The following is a 19,959-nucleotide window of genomic DNA, read 5'->3' on the forward strand; positions in this document are numbered from 1 at the left end:
ATCAAAAAGGCCTACATTTATTTTTAAAGTAGGCCTTTTCAGCTTTTATGCGTACCATTTTATTCTTTTCGATTTTCCTCATTTTTTTAGCATCCTGTGCGGTTACCAAAACTCCAGAAAAGGAGTTTCGGGGCGTATGGATTGCCACTGTGGCCAATATTGACTGGCCCAAAAATCCCAACGATTCTTCTGAAAAGAAAAAGAAGGATTTTATCACCATTCTGGATTTTTATCAAGAGTTGAATTTCAATGCGGCCATTGTTCAGGTGCGAACCGCGGGTGATGCCTTTTACCAAACTGATTTGGCGCCTTGGTCCAAATATCTTTCGGGAAAAGAAGGTGAAGCTCCCCAAGGTTTGGATGACCCTTTACCGTGGATGATTAAGGAAACCCATAAAAGAGGTATGGAATTCCATGCATGGCTCAATCCCTATCGTGCCACATTTGATTTGGATACCATGAAGCTTTCCCGAGACCACGATTTTTACCAGCATCCCGATAGGATGGTGAAATACGGCAAAAAATACTACTACAATCCCGGATTGCCCAAGGTTCGGGAAAAATTTGTCAAAGTCGTGGAGGAATTGGTTGTGAAGTATGAATTGGACGCCATTCATTTTGATGATTATTTCTATCCCTATAAAATAGAAGGTGAAGTCTTCAATGACTCCCTTGCATTTCAAACCTACGGTTTGCCCAATCAGTCTTTGGAAGATTGGCGGCGCAGCAACGTGGATTCTTTGGTGAAAAATGTCTACCGCACCATCAAGAAAAATAAGCCCTGGGTACAATTCGGTATTAGTCCGTTTGGAGTTTGGAAAAACAAAAGTACCGACCCCATGGGTTCTGATACCCGTGCGGGACAAACCACCTTTGAAGATTTGTACGCGGACCCTGTACTTTGGGTCAAAGAAGGCTGGTTGGACTATTTGGCACCACAAGCCTATTGGAGTATGGACTACCCACCCGCTTCCCACAGAGCTGTAGGTTCTTGGTGGTCCAACGCCACACCTAGCACCAATCTGTATCTTGGCAACGGTACCTACAAGATCAAAAACAACAGTGACAAAGCTTGGGATAAAAAGAATGAGATTCCAAAACAGTTGACCTTTGCCAGAGACCAAAAAAATATTAACGGTAACATCTTTTTTAGCGCCAAATCTTTGATTGGCCAGCACAAAAAAGTAGTAAAGACCCTAAAAAGGAAATTCTACCGGTTCCCAGCTGAAAATCCTGCAACACCACAAAGAACTTCAAGAGAAATCCAGCTTCCCGGTATTGAATCCACTCAAAAGCAAAATGAAACTTTGAATATCTGTATCTCGCATACCGATTCGGTACCCAGATTCCTGAATTACTATCAACTGAATGCCGACGAAAAACAACTCATAGGAAAGGAGTATCTTTCCGAAAGTCAAAATTCAGGCTGTTTTCAGCTTAAATTGACTAAAAAACAACAAAGAAACGAAGTGGGCATTTCTATTTCCGATGCATACGGTAATGAAAGTGCTGTACTACCGTTGAATTTTTAAGATCATGAAAATGAGTGTCGCACCAAAAGACAAAAATGCTTGGTTATGGATTCCATTCCTCTATTTCACCCAAGGGATTCCCTATATCTTGGTAGTGACCGTTTCCGTGATCATGTACAAGCGGCTCGGTATCGGAAATGCTGAAATAGGACTCTATACCAGTTGGCTTTACCTACCTTGGGTACTAAAACCCCTTTGGAGCCCCATTGTTGATTTGAACGGTACCAAAAGAAACTGGTTCTTGCTCATGCAACTCGTAATTTCTTTGGCGTTTCTGGGCATAGGCCTCTTTGTTCCTTCCAATTCATTCTTTATCATCACCTTGGCCTTCTTTTGGATGGCCGCCTTTGCATCGGCAACAAATGATATTGCCTCAGATGGCTACTACATGTTGGGGCTCACCCAAAAGAAACAGTCCTTTTTTATAGGTGTGCGAAGTACCTTTTACCGATTGGCCATGGTTACTGGACAAGGATTGTTGGTCATTTTTGCTGGCTTTTTGGAAAACAAATATGGGGACAACACCAAAGCATGGTCCCTGACGATGATAAGTGCCGCGGCTCTCATGTTGGTATTGACCTTTGCCAATTTTTTTAGCGCTCCTAAATTTGAAAACGCTAAAATTGAACCTACCGAGAAACCTGAAGGTTTTTTGCAAGTTTTTGCCTCATTCTTTAAGAAAAACCAAATAGGAATTGCTCTCCTGTTCATCCTCACCTATCGTTTAGGCGAATCGCAATTGGTGAAAATGACCTCTCCATTTCTATTGGACAAATTGGAGGTGGGCGGCTTGGCCTACTCCACCGAAGCTGTGGGAACCATATACGGAACGGTGGGCATAATCATGCTATCCCTTGGCGGAATACTTGGCGGCATCTTGATTTCGCGAGATGGATTAAAAAAGTGGATGTTGCCCATGCTCCTAGCGCTTAATCTGCCGAATGCCCTCTATGCGATTCTAGCGGTAACCCAAACCACTAGCATTTTCGCAGTGGTAGGGACCGTAGTATTGGAACAATTTGGGTATGGATTTGGATTCACTGCTTTTATGATGTACCTCATCTTCATGGCTGAAGGTGTTTCAAAAACCTCTCACTATGCCATTGCCACAGGGTTTATGGCCCTCGGCATGATGCTCCCCGGAATGGTCAGTGGATACATTCAGGAATGGTTGGGTTATGATGGTTTCTTTATCTGGGTGGTGATAGCTGCCATCCCAGCCTTTTTGGTACTCAAATTCTTAAAGTATCCCGCCGATTATGGCAAAAAGACGAATGAATCCAATGCCTAAAAAAATCGTTCCATATTCCATTGCACAGTACGAACTGAGCCTTCAAGAAAAAGTGGGGCAATTGTTCATGTTGGCCGCTTTCATCAATGACACTGAAGAGGCGATTCAAGAAATGGAGCGATTGATTCAGAAACATCATATTGGAGCACTCTGCTTTTTTCATAGTCGGGCCAGTGCGGCTACGAATTTTGAAGGCAAGAAAGCAGTTGTTCACAATGAAAACAGTTATGACCGGTTAAAAGAACTCATCGCACGTTATCAAAACGCCGCAAAACATCCACTTTTAATAGCCATGGATGCGGAATGGGGCCTTGCCATGCGTATTGAAAACACACCCCAATATCCCTATGCCGTTACGTTGGGAGCCCTCCAAAATAACAATGAACTCATTTTTGAGGTGGGGCAACGCATTGGTTTGGATTGCAGGGAAGTCGGCATCCATTGGAACCTTGCACCTGTGGTAGACATTAACAGTAATCCTGAAAATCCAGTGGTTGGCTATCGTTCCTTCGGGGATGACAAAGAACAGGTTTATACCAAGGCAGAAGCTTATGTAAAAGGCATGGAAAGCACAGGAACACTCAATTCTATCAAGCACTTTCCTGGACACGGGGATACGGCCACCGATTCCCATTTAGACCTTCCTGTCATTGATAAATCCCTAGAAGATTTAAAGGATAATGAACTCTATCCATTTCAAAAGTTGATTGAAAAAGGAGTTGATTCTGTGATGGTGGGACACCTATCCCTACCCCAGTTGGATGCAAAGGAACCTTCGACCACCTCGTCAAAAATTATTACGGGCTTACTTCGAAATGAAATGTGTTATGACGGTGTGATTATTTCCGATGCATTGAACATGCATGCTGTTTCCAAAAAATATCCAGAAGCGGGCCAATTGGAAGCTGCTGCTTTTGCCGCAGGAATGGATGTACTTTGTTTTAGTGAAAACCCTGTGGAGGGCATCAAAAACATACTAAAAGATGCAACGGAGCCTCGTATTGAAGAGAGTTTTAAAAGAATGTGGCAGCTTAAAGAAAAGGTGCTTTTAAAACAAGGAGTGAATGTTCCTGAAGCTAAAAAACCTAGCGAACTGAACAAAATCATTGCTCAGAACGTGCTGACCGAGCTTTTTGGCAATCCTGAAAAAGTAGTGGAAATCAAAAAAGCTACTTTTTTGAACCTTTCTTTTGCTCCCAACAAATACAATGCTTTTTCTAAAAAATTGGAAGAGGAATTCAATCAAAAATCTTGGGAACTGTCCTCACAATTGCTTGAAATAAAAAAGGAACTGGACAAACATCAAAATGTGGTCCTGTCAATTTTTCCACAAACAGTGAAGCCTAAAAATCAGTTTGGTTTTGATTCTGGGCTATTGAATTTCATTCGAAAATTGATAGCGAAGAAAACTGTTTTGGTTTATCTTTTTGGCAATCCGTATGTGTTGGATATTTTAAAACTGCAAACTGATTCCAACACGGTTTTGGTGTATCAGGATTTTGAAGAATTTCAGGAAGAGGCGGCGAGTCATTTTAAAGGAGAGATCATGGTTAAGGGAAAACTTCCCATTCAACTAAAAACTTTTTGGGCATGAATACAGTTTATAAAGTCTTGGGATTGATGTCCGGTACCTCATTGGATGGGCTGGATATGGCCTATTGCCATCTGTGGGAAGAGAACGGTCATTGGAAATTTTCAATAAAGCATACCAAGGAGGTTCCCTATTCCGATGCTAGGCGGGAATACCTCAAGAATGCCATTTATTTATCCGAAGCAGACCATGCCCAACTCCATAAAGATTATGGCAAGTGGTTGGGCGAACAAGCCAAAGTTTTTATTGAGGAAAGTGGTATTGAGGTTGATTTTATTGCCAGTCATGGTCATACTTCGCATCATAGACCTGAGGATGGAATCACCTTCCAATTGGGTGATGGACAACTTTTGGCCAATTTTAGTGAGAAACAGGTAGTATGCGATTTCAGGACAAAAGATGTTGATTTGGGTGGACAAGGGGCGCCTTTGGTCCCGATTGGAGACCGCCTTTTGTTCCATGAATATGACTTTTGCCTGAATTTAGGGGGCATCAGCAATATTTCTTTTGAAAAAGATGGAGGGCGGATTGCCTATGATATTGGAATGGCCAACATGCCCTTGAATTACATTACCCACAAAATGGGAATGGATTATGATAAAAATGGAGCCTTGGCGCGAAGTGGAAAATTGGATGAAACCTTACTCAAAAAACTAAACAATCTGGACTACTACCGCCTACCCTACCCTAAATCCACAGGTTATGAATGGTTTACGGGAAAGGTCGTCCCTTTGATTGTAGCTTCCGAAAGTCCCGAAGCTGACCTTTTACACACTTTTATCCATCATAATTGTGAGCAAATAGCCGCACAAGTACACAAATACGCCAACTCATCTAAAAGCAGGTTACTGATCACAGGTGGCGGAGCCCTTAACCTGTTCTTCATGGATACCCTTCAAGAAAAACTAGGGTCAAAAGTCGAGGTAATCATTCCCAATACCACCTTGGTTTCTTATAAAGAAGCCCTGGTTTTTGCCTTGATGGGTGTGCTGCGGCTAAAAGGTATCAACAATGTACTAAAATCCGTAACCGGGGCTCGTAAAGATTCATGCAGTGGTGAAGTTCACTTTCCCGAAAATTCTTAGGCCGTCACCAGTCGTTTAGGCCTTTTTACCATCATAAAAATGATGAGGGAAAGCAAGCCACAAATACCCAACCCTACAAAAAGAGGCCACACGCTGTGTTCTACAAACTCGCCGATAAAGGTGGCAATAGGAATAGCCACTATGGTTGAAACACATCCGTTAATGGCCGCTCCAATTCCCGCAATATGACCGATGGGTTCCATGGCTATGGAACGGAAATTCCCCCACATAAAGCCCAAGCAAAAGAACTGCGCCGATAAGAATGGCACCAATACAAAAATGCTAGGGTTTGGAGAATTCAGAAAGAAAATGCTATACATCAAACCTATGATGGTAAAGGCCAAAGTAGCCATCCAGGATAACTTTCGCATACCAAAACGCATGACCAAAGTACCATTTAAGAATGTGGACAGACCAATGGAAACAGCTAATCCCGCAAAAATGTATGGGAAGACGTCTTTCAAACTATAGATATCTTCAAAAATATGCTGGGCCGAACTAAGATACACCAAAAAAGCGCCGGTCACCAGACCAGAAATTATAGTGAAAGCTACCGTTTCCCTGTACTTCATAAATTCCTTTAGTCCATCTATGAACACGTGACTTGAAAAAGGAATTTTATATTCGGGATGTAGGGTTTCAGGTTGTCTTTTCCAAAACCAAACCGCAACAATCAATGCAAAAATGAGTTGCGTATAAAAAATGGCCTGCCATCCAAAAGCATCTAAAATGACTTTCCCTATAGCGGGGGCCACCACCGGAACCAGGATAAAGAACGCCACTACGAAGGACATCACTTTGGCCATGTAATCGCCAACATACGTATCACGAATAATGGAAATTGCCATGGTCCTAGGAGCAGAAAGCCCAATTCCCTGCAAGATTCTTCCAACAATCATTACAACCAATGATGGAGCAAATAAGCAGATTACACTTCCTATCAAAAACAGTCCAAAACCTGCGTAAACAATGGGTTTTCGTCCATAGCAATCGGAAAGTGGGCCAAAAAACAACTGTCCCAGACCGAGCCCCAAGAAAATCATGGTGACGAGCATCTGATTATCCGTGGAATCCAAACTGTTTATGGCCACGCCGATATTGGAAATCGCAGGTAAAATGGCATCAATGGCCAATGCTACGATAGACATCAAAGCGGCCATAAGTGCAATAAATTCGAAGTTGGGTTTCTGATTTTCTTTTTGCATGCCGCAAAATTAGAAATACCCCATGGAATGGTGAAGCTTTTAAGAAAGTATTAGTGTTATGTTTTAATGCCTTCCCAGTAATTTAGATGTCAGCTACATTGGTGAAAATTGGTGTAATTCGTGTCAACCCTTTTACCCTTTATCCAAACAATAGATTCTTCACTCCGTTCAGAATGACATTTTTAAATCGGAGCTACAAAAAGCTTACAACGGAATATTCCCGTGCTTCCGTTTGGGTGGTTCTACCTGTTTCTTTTCCAACATTGCAAATGCTTTAAGCAATTTTCGCCTGGTTTCTTTGGGCAGAATCACCTCATCGATAAATCCACGTTGGGCAGCACGATAGGGATTGGCAAACTTTTCGGCATATTCGGTTTCCTTCTCTTTCAATTTGGCCTCGGGGTCATCAGCCGCAGCAATTTCCCGCCTGAAAATAATCTCACTGGCCCCCTTGGCCCCCATTACCGCAATCTCAGCTGTAGGCCATGCAAAGTTGAAATCGGCCCCAATGTGTTTGGAATTCATCACATCATAGGCACCACCATAGGCTTTTCTGGTAATGACGGTAACCCTTGGCACTGTGGCTTCACTCAGGGCATACAACAATTTAGCTCCGTGCATGATGATGCCACTCCATTCTTGGTCCGTGCCTGGCAAAAATCCGGGTACATCCACCAAAACCAATAGTGGAATATTAAATGCATCACAAAAACGGGTAAAACGGGCCGCTTTTCGGGAGCTTTTCACACCCAACACCCCGGCCAAAAACATCGGTTGGTTGGCAATGATTCCAATACTGCGACCTCCTAATCGAGCGAAGCCCACAATGATATTTTCTGCGTAGTCTTTGTGGATTTCGTAGAACGATTCCGAATCGATAACCCCATTAATGACATCGTGCATATCATACGGTTTATTGGGATTCTCAGGAACGATGCTCGACAGTTCTTCGCGAAGTTCCTCACCCAACTGATACTCTTGATGCGGGGGAAGCTCGGTATTATTTTGAGGCAAATATTCCATGAGTTTTTTGATATCATCCAAACAAGCGGCATCGTTGGGAGAGGTCTTATGGGCCACCCCCGATTTAACAGCATGCGCACTGGCTCCCCCCAATTCTTCCGAAGTCACCTCCTCATTGGTCACCGTTTTGACCACATTGGGACCGGTCACGAACATATAGCTTGTCTCTTCCACCATAATGATAAAATCCGTCATGGCCGGGGAATACACGGCTCCCCCGGCACATGGTCCCATTACCGCGGATATTTGCGGAATTACTCCTGAGGCCTGAACGTTTCGGTAAAAGATATCGGCATAGCCGCCAAGGGATTTCACTCCTTCCTGAATTCGTGCACCACCTGAATCATTCAACCCGATGATAGGTGCCCTTACCTTCATGGCCAAATCCATCACCTTGCAGATTTTTTCGGCATGGGTTTCTGACAGAGCTCCACCGAAAACGGTAAAATCCTGCGCATACACATATACCAACCTACCGTTAATGGTGCCATAACCAGTGACCACTCCATCTCCATAATACACTTCCTTGTCCATACCAAAATCTGTGGTACGGTGGGTCACCAAAATACCCATTTCCTCAAAAGAGCCTTCATCCAACAAATAATGAATGCGCTCCCTTGCGGTAAGCTTTTTCTTTTGGTGCTGTTTTTCTATCCGCTTTTCCCCACCACCCAAACGGGCCTGGGCCATTTTCTCTTCCAGTGCTTTTATTTTGGGGTCCATTGAACTCAATTTATTGGGATTTGAATTATTTTTTTGTCTTCAAGATATTGATGCATAGCAACCAAAGCTGCTATTTCTGCTTCCTTGGCATTCTTTTGATGGATTTTTTCCGGAAAATAATGGTCTTTTACAAAATGGGTGTCAAAATTTCCAGACCGAAAGGCTTCATGCGCAAAAACAAAACTTCCAAAGGGCAAAGTGGTCTGTACGCCCTTTACCTTGTAATTCTGAATTGCTTCCAACATCAATTCCATGGCCTCTTCCCGTGTTTTACCGTAGGTAATCAATTTGGAAAGCATGGGGTCGTAATAAATCGGAATGTCCATACCCTCCCGAAAACCGTTGTCCACCCGAACGCCTTCCCCAATTGGCAATTGATAAGTCTCCAAATTGCCTACACTGGGCAGAAAATCATTTAAGGGGTCTTCCGCGTACACGCGCAATTCCAATGCATGCCCATGAATTTTTAAGTCCTCTTGTTTTATGGGAAGTGCTTCACCTCGCGCCACCTTTATTTGCAATTCCACCAAATCAACCCCAGTGATCAGCTCCGTAACGGGATGTTCCACCTGCAGGCGGGTATTCATTTCCAGAAAATAGAAGTTGTGGTCAGCATCCATTAAAAATTCCACCGTACCAGCACCCACATAATCACAGGCTTTGGCCACTTTGGTGGCCGCAATGCCCATTTCTTCCCGAAGTGCTGGGGTAAGGATAGATGAAGGTGCTTCCTCCACCACTTTTTGATGACGTCGCTGTATGCTGCACTCGCGTTCAAAAAAATGGATCACGTTGCCGTGGGTATCAGCCATGACCTGTACCTCGATGTGTCGCGGAGAGGTCACGTATTTTTCCACAAAAACGGAACCGTCGCCAAAGGCGGAAGTGGCCTCGCTAATGGCTCGTTTCATTCCAGATTCGAGATCCTGTTCTTTTTCCACGATTCGCATACCCTTTCCACCGCCACCTGCAGAGGCCTTAATCAGGATGGGATATCCAATTTCGTTGGCAATCTCATGGGCCTTGGCCACATCGGTTATGGCTTCATCAATACCAGGCACCATTGGAATATTGTATTTTTTCACCGCTTCCTTGGCGGCCAATTTGCTTCCCATTATACGGATGGCCTTGGATTTTGGTCCGATGAATGTCAATCCATTTTTTTCAACAGCCTCTGCAAAGTCAGCATTTTCACTCAAAAACCCGTAGCCTGGGTGAATTCCATCCACATGGAGCTTTTTGGCCACTTCAATGATTTTGTCTCCTTTTAAATAGGACTGGTTGGAAGGCGCAGGTCCTATGCACACGGCCTCATCTGCAAATAATACATGAGGGGCATTTCTGTCCACTTCGGAAAAAACCGCAACGGTTCGGATACCCATTTTTTTAGCGGTTTTCATGACGCGAACCGCAATTTCGCCTCGGTTGGCTATCAATATTTTTTTCATGATGTTTTATTGAAATTCAATCAAAAGCTGTTTTTTGTCCACGGCGTCACCTTGCTTCACGGCAATTTTTTTGATGATACCATTTCGGGGGGAGGTAATAATATTTTCCATTTTCATGGCTTCCAAAACCAAAAGCTGCTCGTCTTCCTTCACCTCTTGACCTTCTTCCACGGAAATGTCCAAAATCAATCCCGGCATGGGAGCGGAAATGGAATCGATGTTCTTTGCACCATTGGTGGCAAAACCCATTTTTTCGATAAGGTCATCCAAGGGCGTTTGAATGGAAACCTCGTGTTCATTTCCATTGATACTGACCGTATACAATCCTTTGTTAAAGTCTCTTGAAATAATCTCAACATGATAGGATGTACTATCTTTCAAAATATGAAAACTGTCATTGCCGGATTTGACGATGTCCAAATTGGAAATGTCGTCCTTAGACATTGGAAAGTCAAAATCGCCATCAACCTTGACCGAATATGAATTATCCATAAAAAAAGTTGCCATGGGTTACTAGATAAATATAAGATTAATGATCAAACCCTCACAAAGCTACTGCCATTAACTTTTAGGGATTATGATAACCGTCATTCAATTTGTAGAAAATCAGTGCTACCTATGCAAAAGCATTGGTTGATCGCAAATCTTATCAAATGCTTACTTTTGGGATTAAAATAATCTGTATGCTGATCCTAGGGATAGCGGGGGGCACAGGATGTGGAAAAACCACGGTTGTCAACCAAATTGTGGACCAATTGCCGGAGAACGAAGTAGGCGTGATCTCCCAAGATTCCTATTACAACGATCTTTCACATTTGACCAGGGAGGAGCGGGGAAAAATCAATTTTGACCACCCCAATTCAATAGATTTTGACCTTATGATTTCGCATTTGGAAGAACTCCGACAAGGAAAAACAGTGGATGTTCCCTTATATTCCTTTGTGGAAGAAACCCGATTGGATGAAACCCTTTCCACGCCTCCAAGAAAGGTGATGATCGTGGAGGGTATTTTGGTGCTGAGCAATCCGCAATTACGGGATATGTTCGATATTAAAATATACGTGCATGCGGATTCGGATGAACGATTGATACGGAGGTTGCAGCGTGACATTCGCGAAAGGGGCCATGACCTTGAAAAAGTATTGACCCGCTACCAGACCGCGGTAAAACCCATGCACCAACAGTTCATTGAACCGTCCAAGGAGTTTGCGGACATCATCATCCCCAATAACCATTACAACACCGTTGCGGTGGATATGGTCAGGACCATTATCAATAACAAATTGGTATAGGCATGGGACTAAAGGAATTGCGAAAGAAAAAATGGTTCAAGATCATGACCAATATGTATATTTTGGTATTGACCATCTTTGTGATTTGGATGGCCTTTTTTGATACGAATTCGCTGTTGATCCATTTAGAACTCCGTAGGGAAATCAAAAAACTGGAAGAACAAAAAGAATTTTTGAAAGGCGAGATTGAAAAGGATAAAAAGGTTCTTGAAACCCTATCGGATAAAGAAGAGCTTGAAAAATTCGCCCGAGAAAAATATTATATGAAAAAAGAAGGCGAAGAGATTTTCCTTATTGAATATGAAGACAGCTTAAAAAACAAAAAAGATGAGTAATATCGGTTTGTTTGACGAGTTTCCCCCAATTTCCGCAAAACAGTGGAAACAAAAGATTCAATTTGACCTCAAGGGTGCGGATTACAATGACACCTTGGTATGGGAATCCTTGGAGGGCATCAAAACAAAGCCGTTTTATAATTCTGAAGATATAGATGGACTAAAAACCTTTAATCTTCCTGAAAATCATAGTTGGAGCATTGCCCAGACCATTTATACGGGAGATGCCAATAAAGCTAACACCAAAGCTTTGGAAATCCTGAAAAAAGGGGTGGAAAGTTTGATTTTTACCGTTCCAAATACGGATATCGACTTTGCCACCTTACTGAATGGAATTGATTTGAAAACCACACCACTTCATTTCAATTTTCAGTTTTTGGCCGTGCAGCCCATCAAAAAACTGATGGCCTATATTGGGACCAAAACGACCCAAGTTCATCTGAGTTTAGACCTTATTGGAAATCTCGCCCGAAGCGGAAATTGGTTCCATGACATGCGGAAAGACCATGCCATTTTGAAAGAAATCCACACCATCACTTCAAAAATAGAGGGTGTCAATGCCATTGGTGTTGATATTTCACTCTACCAGAATGCGGGAGCCAATATGGTGCAACAATTGGCCTATGGTTTGGCCCATGCCAACGAATACCTAAATCATTTTAGTAAAAGTATCCCGAGCGGAGTCGAGGGACATTTTCCAATCACCTTTAAAGCAGCCGTTGGCGGCAATTATTTCTTTGAAATAGCCAAACTAAGGGCACTGCGTTGGTTATGGAACAGTTTGGCAGCGGAATATGGCATTGGGAATGATTGCCACATTATGGCCGTACCTTCCAAACGGAACAAAACACTCTACGATTATAATGTAAATCTGCTCCGCACTACATCGGAGAGCATGTCCGCGATTTTAGGTGGAGCCGATACGGTCTGCAATCTTCCGTACGATGCCATCTATCACAAGGACAATGAATTTGGAGAGCGCATTGCACGAAATCAATTATTGTTGCTAAAGGAGGAAAGTTATCTTAAAGAAGCTTCCCAAATTTCCGAAGGAGCCTATTATATTGAATCGTTAACACAGCAATTGGCTGAAAAGGCGCTCGCACTTTTTAAACAGATTGAGAAATCAGGAGGCTTTTTGGATGCCATGAAAAAGGGAACCATCCAGCAAAAAATCAAGGAAAGTGCTGCCAAGGAACAACAATGGTTTGATGAAGCCCAACTCGTTCTCGTCGGGACCAACAAATTCCAAAACAAGCAGGACCGCATGAAGGAAAATCTGGAGTTGTATCCTTTTGTAAAAACCCAGCCCAGAAAAACCTTAATCGAGCCTATCATCGAAAAACGATTGGCAGAAACTCTCGAACAAAAAAGATTGGATGATGAGTAGAAAAGACCTTCAACAGTTGGAGTTGAGTTCAGAGTTCAGCAATATTCAAAACTCAAAACTCAAAACTCAAAACTTCAGTCACTCTGATTTTGCTGCTGGAATCTCCCCATTCTTACGTGGCCCCTACTCCACCATGTACGTGCGTAGACCTTGGACCATCCGTCAATATGCGGGATTCTCAACTGCCGAAGAAAGTAACGCTTTCTACCGAAGAAATTTGGAGGCAGGCCAAAAGGGACTTTCAGTGGCATTTGACCTTCCCACACATCGCGGTTATGATTCTGATAATGGGCGTGTTGTAGGTGATGTTGGAAAAGCTGGGGTCGCTATCGATTCGGTTGAGGATATGAAAATTTTGTTCGATGGCATCCCCCTGGACCAGATGTCAGTATCTATGACCATGAACGGCGCCGTTATTCCCATCATGGCTTTTTATATTGTTGCTGCTGAGGAGCAAGGCGTACCCATGGAGCAACTTTCAGGGACCATTCAAAATGATATTTTAAAGGAGTTCATGGTTCGGAACACCTACATCTACCCGCCTACTCCTTCCATGCAAATTGTAGCCGATATTTTTGAGTTTGCCAGTCAACATATGCCGCGATTCAACAGCATCAGCATTTCGGGATACCACATGCACGAAGCAGGTGCCCCGGCCGCCATGGAATTGGCCTATACCTTGGCCGATGGGATTGAATACATTCGCACGGGAATCAAAGCGGGATTGAAAATCGATGAATTTGCCCCCCGACTTTCGTTTTTCTGGGGCATTGGGATGAATCATTTTACAGAAATTGCCAAAATGCGGGCCGGTCGGATGCTTTGGGCCAAGTTGGTAAAGCAGTTCAATCCCAAAAATGAAAAATCACTCATGCTCCGTACCCACAGTCAGACCAGTGGTTGGAGTTTAACCGAGCAAGATCCATTCAACAATGTAGCCCGAACCACCATCGAGGCCATGGCAGCTGCTTTTGGTGGTACGCAGAGTTTGCATACCAATGCGTTGGATGAAGCCATTGCCCTACCCACCGATTTCTCAGCCCGAATTGCCCGAAATACCCAGATTTATTTACAGCAAGAAACGAATATCACTCGCACCGTTGACCCTTGGGCCGGAAGCCACGTAGTGGAAAAATTAACCCAGGAAATTGCAGAAGAAGCTTGGAAATTGATTGAGGAGGTTGAAAAACTGGGAGGAATGACCAAGGCGATTGAGGAGGGTATCCCCAAAATGCGGATTGAGGAAGCAGCCGCAAAAAAACAAGCCCGAATTGATAGCAACCAAGATGTGATTGTTGGGGTGAACAAATACCGATTGGAGAATGAGGATGACCTTCAAATTTTGGAGGTGGACAACGCAAAGGTCCGCAAACAACAAATGGAGCGTTTGCAACGTATAAAATCCTCGCGGAATGCATCCGAAGTTGAAAAAACCTTGGAAGCCATCCGAATCGCCGCCAAAAAAGCCACCCAAAACGAATCTGACCGTGGAAATTTGTTAGCTTTAGCGGTACAAGCAGCCAAAGCACGTGCCACCTTAGGCGAAATCAGCGATGCCATGGAAAGTGCGTTTGGACGTTATAAAGCAAAAATTCAATCGTTTACCGGAGTGTATTCCAAAGAAATCAAAGACGACAAGAGTTTTGAAAAGGCCCGAAAAATGGCCGATGAATTCGCTTTGCAAGAAGGTCGGAGACCACGCATCATGGTGGCTAAAATGGGACAGGACGGACATGACCGTGGGGCAAAAGTGGTGGCAACAGGCTATGCTGACCTTGGTTTTGACGTGGATATCGGTCCTTTGTTCCAAACCCCATCCGAAGTGGCCAAACAAGCCGTGGAAAACGATGTACACATTCTAGGTATTTCATCCTTGGCCGGGGGCCATAAAACCTTGGTTCCTGAGGTGATCCAGGAGTTGAAAAAACAAGGCCGGGAGGATATTATGGTCATTGTAGGCGGCGTTATTCCAAAACAGGATTATAAACATTTATTGGACAAGGGCGCGGTGGCCGTTTTTGGACCAGGTACAAAAATCAGTGATGCCGCCATCGAAATCTTAACGATTTTGATGGATTGAGCCCCATAACGATCTAATAAATATAACTTTAACTTTCTTTAACGCAGAATGCCCCAGTTATTCACCCTCTGTTAACAAAATACATTTTTTGGCATCCTAAATAATCGTATTTTTAGCACCTAACTTACTATGAAATGGGCAAGATTATTGCTATTGCAAACCAAAAGGGCGGTGTGGGCAAAACAACCACTACGGTAAACTTGGCTGCCTCCCTTGGAGTTTTGGAAAAGAAAGTGTTGCTGATTGACGCCGACCCCCAGGCAAATGCCACATCCGGTTTAGGTATTGATGTGGATTCTGTGGAACACGGAACCTATCAGCTTTTGGAACACACCATGCGTGTGGAAGATGTCATCATCCAGACCGATTCCCCCAACGTTGATTTGGTCCCGGCGCACATAGACCTTGTGGCCATCGAGATTGAATTGGTGGACAAGGATAACCGGGAATACATGCTTAAGGAAGCTCTTAAAAATTTGGGGGACCGCTACGATTATGTACTAATTGACTGTGCCCCATCTTTGGGATTGCTCACCTTGAACGCACTTACTGCGGCAGATTCTGTGATGATTCCCATTCAGTGCGAATATTTTGCGCTAGAAGGTCTCGGCAAATTGTTGAACACCGTAAAAAGCGTACAAAAAATACACAACAACGATTTGGACATTGAAGGCATGCTGCTGACCATGTACGATTCTAGATTGCGTTTATCCAACCAAGTTGTTGAAGAAGTAAAGAAACACTTTGCCGATATGGTGTTCGACACCATCATTCAACGAAATGTTAGGCTGAGTGAAGCACCAAGTTATGGAGAAAGCATCATAAAATATGATGCCAGTAGTAAAGGGGCCTCCAATTACCTTAACTTGGCCAATGAAATTTTAAAGAAAAACAAGGAGAAAGTTTAGATGGCGAAAGCAACCAAAAAACAGGCTTTGGGAAGAGGCCTGTCCGCTCTATTGAAAGACCCCGAGAACGATATTCAATCCGTTTCGGACAAAAATGCGGACCAGGTCATAGGAAATGTGGTGGAATTGGATATCGATTCCATTGAGACGAATCCCTTTCAGCCCCGTTCCAACTTTAATGATGAAGCTTTGGAAGAATTGGCCAGTTCCATTCGGGAATTGGGCATCATTCAACCCATAACCGTTCGTAAGCTCGATTTCAACAAGTTTCAACTGGTATCCGGAGAACGAAGGTTCCGTGCCTCCAAATTGGTGGGCTTGGAGACCATTCCCGCCTACATTCGAATTGCCAATGACCAAGAGTCCTTGGAAATGGCTTTGGTGGAAAACATCCAACGGCAGGATTTAGACCCCATCGAAATTGCCCTTTCCTATCAACGGCTTATTGATGAAATCCAAATCACCCAAGAAAAATTGAGTGACCGTGTCGGAAAAAAACGCTCCACCATTACCAATTACCTGCGACTTTTGAAATTGCACCCCATTATCCAAACTGGAATGCGGGACGGCTTCATCAGCATGGGACATGGACGGGCCCTAATCAACATAGAAAAGAAGAAAGAACAAATTTCTGTTTACGAAAAAGTGGTTTCCGATGGTCTTTCTGTACGTGAAACGGAACGATTGGTAAAATCCCTGAAAGAGCCTAAAATTGAATCCGGTTCTGGAAAAAAAGAGGCTAAAAAAGTACCCAGCTTTGTGACCAAGGGTGCCGATGTCCTAAAAGAACATCTTTCCACAAAAGTGGACATTACCGCTTCCGCAAACGGAAAAGGTAAAATTGTGATTCCATTCCACTCCGAAGAAGAATTCCAGCGTATCAAAAAAATAATGACAGGTGAATAAAAACCTCCTTTTGTTGTTCTTTTTTTTACTGTTTCTTCACGTTGGATTTTCCCAAGAAGATGAAGAAAAAGAAGTAGAGGCGCAGCCACAACCCACTGCTGTGGATTCTTTGGCCCAAAATCTGGAAGGTGAGGGAATTACCATTCAGGAGGTCACCTATGAAAAAAAACGAATTAATCCATTGGCCCCCAGCAAGGCCGCATTTTATTCCGCCATACTTCCCGGATTGGGTCAGATTTACAACAAGCGTTATTGGAAAGTGCCCATTGTATATGGTGCCATAGGAACGGGCATCTATGTCTATTCCTTTAATAACACCGAATACAAAAGAGCAAGGGACGCTTTTAAAAGAAGGCTTGCCGGATTTGAAGATGATGAGTTTTTTGATATAAATGGGGATGGAAGTGGCCCAGACGTATCGGATGAGGCCTTGCAAGATGCTCAGGAAGCCCGGCAGCGGGACAGGGATTTGGCCTTGGTGATCACCATAGCCATGTATGCTTTGAACATTATTGATGCCAACGTGGATGCGCATTTAAAACAATACAATGTGGATGATAATCTATCGATGGATTTTAAACCCTACTTGGATTTGAACCCGGTTACCAACCAACCCAACTATGGGATGGCACTGGTCGTAAAATTTTAAAATATGAGGATAGGTTTGTTCGGTTATGGCAAAATGGGCAAGATGATTGCCGAAATTGCCCAAGGTAGAGGCCATGACATTGTTGCCAAGGTAGATTTGGATACCACCGACATAGATTACGCCGCTATGGATGTTGCCATCGACTTTAGCACCCCGGATGCAGCTTTTGATAACATTACCGGTTGTTTTGAGAATGGGGTTCCGGTGATTTGTGGCACAACGGGTTGGTTGTCCCAATACAATGAAGCCGTGGATCTGTGCCAAAAAAACAAGAGTGCCTTTATCTATGCATCAAACTTTAGTTTGGGTGTGAACATCTTTTTTGAATTGAACGCGCATTTGGCCAAAATGATGTCCAGTTTACAACAGTATAAAGTGTCCATGGAAGAAATCCATCATACCCAAAAATTGGACGCCCCCAGTGGGACCGCCATTACCTTGGCCGAAGGCATTATCAAGAACACGGCGTATACCCAATGGCAGTTGGAGGAGTCTGGTGACAAAATCATACCCATTATATCAAAACGGGAAGGTATGGTTCCGGGAACGCATAGCATTTCGTATGACAGCGATGTTGACAGTATTGAAATAAAACATACGGCACACAATCGTGAGGGATTTGCCTTGGGAGCTGTCATTGCCGCGGAATGGATTCAAGGAAAAACAGGGGTTTTCTCCATGAAAGATGTGTTAAACCTAAGCTAAAAAACGTAACAACAACTTAGACAAACAGTCTAACTAAGAAATTTTCACATGAACGGCACACAGTGGATCATTTTTATTTTGATCATCCAGGTCATCCATTTTTTGGGAACTTGGAAGCTCTACATCAAAGCAGGGCGAAAAGCATGGGAAGCTGCAATTCCAATCTATAACGGTATTGTTTTAATGAAAATCATAAACCGCCCTTGGTGGTGGGTGATATTGATGTTCATTCCCATCATCAATTTGTTGATGATTCCCGTAGTGTGGGTGGAAACTATCCGAAGCTTCGGCAAGAACACCCTTTTGGATACTTGGTTGGTGATTCTTACCCTCGGCCTTTACATCTTCTATATAAACTATGTTGAAGATGTCACCTATATTGAAGACCGAAGCCTTAAGCCCCGCACGGGATTGGGGGAATGGGTAAGCTCCATTGTCTTTGCCATTGTGGCGGCGACACTTGTGCATACTTATTTCATTCAGCCGTATGTGATACCCACCGGCTCTTTGGAACGTACCCTCAGGGTTGGGGATTTTCTCTTTGTGAGCAAGTTCCATTACGGAGCCCGTGTACCCTTGACCACCTTGGCCGCTCCCATGGTGCATGATACACTCCCCATCTTTAAGACAAGGTCCTATTTGGCCGATGTTAGTCCAGAGACCTATAAAACTTCTTGGATCAACAAACTGCAGTTGCCCTACATGCGATTACCCGGTTTCGAAAGGGTAAAGAAAAACGACATTGTGGTGTTCAGTCTTCCATCTGATACGCTGTACCAGTTCTTCAAGGCGCAAAAAGCGGTAATAAAACCCATCGACAAAAAATCTAACTACGTTAAACGTTGTGTGGGTACTCCAGGCGATTCACTTGCGGTGATTGATGGTTATGTCCATATTAATGGAACTCGACTGAAATTGTCCGACAGGGCAAAGCCCATGTACGACTATGAGATTTATGCCAAAAATGGAGTCTCAAGTCGATTGTTGGAGGAGGTTGATGCATCGGACTATTTGAGAACCTACATATCCGGAACACTCAATCAAAGCCAATATAATGCCCTTATGCCTTTTGTGCTTGGGGCCAACAGGACCCAAGATGGCAAAATAGAACTTCTTGCGGATGAGGATGGTATCACCATTGATGTCATCCGACAGCTAAGACTCTCCCTGACCGAGGAAAAGCCACGTTCCAGAATTGCCAACATGACCGATGAAATGGTAGCAAAACTTCGGGAAAACTCCGCAATTGATTCGGTGGTAAAAACCGAAGAGCCCAAAGGCATGTATGGTGGAGCCTTCCCTCAAAAACCAAACCTTTACCCTTGGAACAATGATAATTTTGGGCCGATTTATATTCCGGAAGCAGGTGCAACGGTCGAAATCAACGCTAAAACAATCCCCCTATACAAGAAAATTATCCGGGATTACGAGCACAATGATGTAAAAGTAACTGGGCAAAAAGTTTTCATTAATGGTAAGGAAGCCAACTCCTACACTTTTAAACAGGACTATTATTGGATGATGGGCGACAACAGGGACCACTCAGAAGATAGTAGGACCTGGGGCTACGTGCCCGCCGACCATATTGTGGGTAAACCGGTTTTCCTTTGGATGAGCTTTGACAACTTTACAGAAGGCATTGCCAATTGGAGACCCCGTTGGGAGCGAGTTTTCACTACCGTGGGCGGAAGTGGTGAGCCCGTATCGTACCGATGGTACTTTGTTGCTTTGATTGTGGGTTGGTTTATATTTGACTTCTTTAGAAAACGTAAGAAGAAAAAAGAAAATGGCTAACC

Annotated in this window: 17 protein-coding genes; 13 read left to right on the forward strand and 4 right to left on the reverse strand. The window is 43.6% G+C overall.

Annotated features, from left to right (window positions below):
- Positions 1 to 47 precede the first annotated feature (47 nt).
- The 4 genes from FG28_RS00580 to FG28_RS00595 are packed head-to-tail and all read left to right on the forward strand — an operon-like array spanning position 48 to position 5,499.
- Entirely contained in the window at positions 48 to 1,532 is a 1,485-nt protein-coding gene (locus tag FG28_RS00580) for a glycoside hydrolase family 10 protein (RefSeq protein WP_036379082.1), read from the forward strand.
- 10 nt (positions 1,533 to 1,542) lie between these two features.
- Positions 1,543 to 2,823: an MFS transporter gene (locus FG28_RS00585; protein WP_036385946.1), complete on the forward strand. Its 1,281-nt coding sequence runs from the start codon at positions 1,543 to 1,545 to the stop codon at positions 2,821 to 2,823.
- On the forward strand, positions 2,816 to 4,417 hold the full coding sequence (locus tag FG28_RS00590; protein ID WP_051947542.1) for a glycoside hydrolase family 3 protein: 1,602 nt from the start codon (positions 2,816 to 2,818) through the stop codon (positions 4,415 to 4,417). Before FG28_RS00585 ends, FG28_RS00590 begins: the two co-directional genes overlap by 8 nt.
- On the forward strand, positions 4,414 to 5,499 hold the full coding sequence (locus FG28_RS00595) for an anhydro-N-acetylmuramic acid kinase (protein ID WP_036379083.1): 1,086 nt from the start codon (positions 4,414 to 4,416) through the stop codon (positions 5,497 to 5,499). Before FG28_RS00590 ends, FG28_RS00595 begins: the two co-directional genes overlap by 4 nt.
- Here the strand turns inward: FG28_RS00595 and FG28_RS00600 are convergent.
- The 4 genes from FG28_RS00600 to FG28_RS00615 form a co-directional block, all read right to left on the reverse strand.
- The gene (locus FG28_RS00600) at positions 5,496 to 6,704 is read right to left on the reverse strand and encodes a multidrug effflux MFS transporter (protein WP_036379084.1); all 1,209 of its coding nucleotides are present in this window, start codon (positions 6,702 to 6,704) and stop codon (positions 5,496 to 5,498) included. The two genes, FG28_RS00595 and FG28_RS00600, sit on opposite strands and share 4 nt — an antisense overlap.
- Before the next feature lie 204 nt (positions 6,705 to 6,908).
- Positions 6,909 to 8,450, reverse strand: coding sequence for an acyl-CoA carboxylase subunit beta (locus tag FG28_RS00605; RefSeq protein WP_036379085.1), 1,542 nt, complete (start codon positions 8,448 to 8,450; stop codon positions 6,909 to 6,911).
- 5 nt (positions 8,451 to 8,455) lie between these two features.
- Entirely contained in the window at positions 8,456 to 9,898 is a 1,443-nt protein-coding gene (accC, locus tag FG28_RS00610) for an acetyl-CoA carboxylase biotin carboxylase subunit (RefSeq protein WP_036379086.1), read from the reverse strand.
- A gap of 6 nt (positions 9,899 to 9,904) precedes the next feature.
- A complete protein-coding gene (locus FG28_RS00615; protein WP_081894162.1) occupies positions 9,905 to 10,405 on the reverse strand; it encodes an acetyl-CoA carboxylase biotin carboxyl carrier protein subunit in 501 nt (166 codons plus the stop codon).
- A gap of 176 nt (positions 10,406 to 10,581) precedes the next feature.
- Here FG28_RS00615 and udk point away from each other — a divergent pair, with 176 nt between their 5' ends.
- The 9 genes from udk (at position 10,582) to lepB (ending at position 19,957) form a co-directional block, all read left to right on the forward strand.
- The gene (gene udk / locus FG28_RS00620) at positions 10,582 to 11,190 is read left to right on the forward strand and encodes a uridine kinase (RefSeq protein WP_036379088.1); all 609 of its coding nucleotides are present in this window, start codon (positions 10,582 to 10,584) and stop codon (positions 11,188 to 11,190) included.
- Between the two features lie 2 nt (positions 11,191 to 11,192).
- Positions 11,193 to 11,525, forward strand: a complete 333-nt coding sequence (locus FG28_RS00625) for a septum formation initiator family protein (protein ID WP_036379090.1) — start codon at positions 11,193 to 11,195, stop codon at positions 11,523 to 11,525.
- The gene (locus tag FG28_RS00630) at positions 11,518 to 12,915 is read left to right on the forward strand and encodes a methylmalonyl-CoA mutase subunit beta (RefSeq protein ID WP_036379091.1); all 1,398 of its coding nucleotides are present in this window, start codon (positions 11,518 to 11,520) and stop codon (positions 12,913 to 12,915) included. Before FG28_RS00625 ends, FG28_RS00630 begins: the two co-directional genes overlap by 8 nt.
- Entirely contained in the window at positions 12,908 to 14,995 is a 2,088-nt protein-coding gene (scpA, locus tag FG28_RS00635) for a methylmalonyl-CoA mutase (protein ID WP_036379092.1), read from the forward strand. Before FG28_RS00630 ends, scpA begins: the two co-directional genes overlap by 8 nt.
- 134 nt (positions 14,996 to 15,129) lie before the next feature.
- A complete protein-coding gene (locus FG28_RS00640) occupies positions 15,130 to 15,903 on the forward strand; it encodes a ParA family protein (protein WP_036379093.1) in 774 nt (257 codons plus the stop codon).
- Positions 15,904 to 16,809 (forward strand): ParB/RepB/Spo0J family partition protein, encoded by a 906-nt coding sequence (locus FG28_RS00645; protein WP_036379094.1) that lies wholly within the window; start codon positions 15,904 to 15,906, stop codon positions 16,807 to 16,809. It abuts the gene before it with no gap.
- Positions 16,802 to 17,458, forward strand: coding sequence for a DUF5683 domain-containing protein (locus tag FG28_RS00650; RefSeq protein WP_036379096.1), 657 nt, complete (start codon positions 16,802 to 16,804; stop codon positions 17,456 to 17,458). Before FG28_RS00645 ends, FG28_RS00650 begins: the two co-directional genes overlap by 8 nt.
- Before the next feature lie 3 nt (positions 17,459 to 17,461).
- Positions 17,462 to 18,163, forward strand: a complete 702-nt coding sequence (gene dapB, locus FG28_RS00655) for a 4-hydroxy-tetrahydrodipicolinate reductase (RefSeq protein ID WP_036379097.1) — start codon at positions 17,462 to 17,464, stop codon at positions 18,161 to 18,163.
- Between the two features lie 48 nt (positions 18,164 to 18,211).
- Complete coding sequence (lepB, locus tag FG28_RS00660; RefSeq protein WP_036379098.1) at positions 18,212 to 19,957, forward strand: signal peptidase I; 1,746 nt, start codon at positions 18,212 to 18,214, stop codon at positions 19,955 to 19,957.
- Positions 19,958 to 19,959 lie beyond the last annotated feature (2 nt).

It is taken from the genome of Muricauda sp. MAR_2010_75 (assembly GCF_000745185.1).
Taxonomy (GTDB): Bacteria; Bacteroidota; Bacteroidia; order Flavobacteriales; family Flavobacteriaceae; genus Flagellimonas.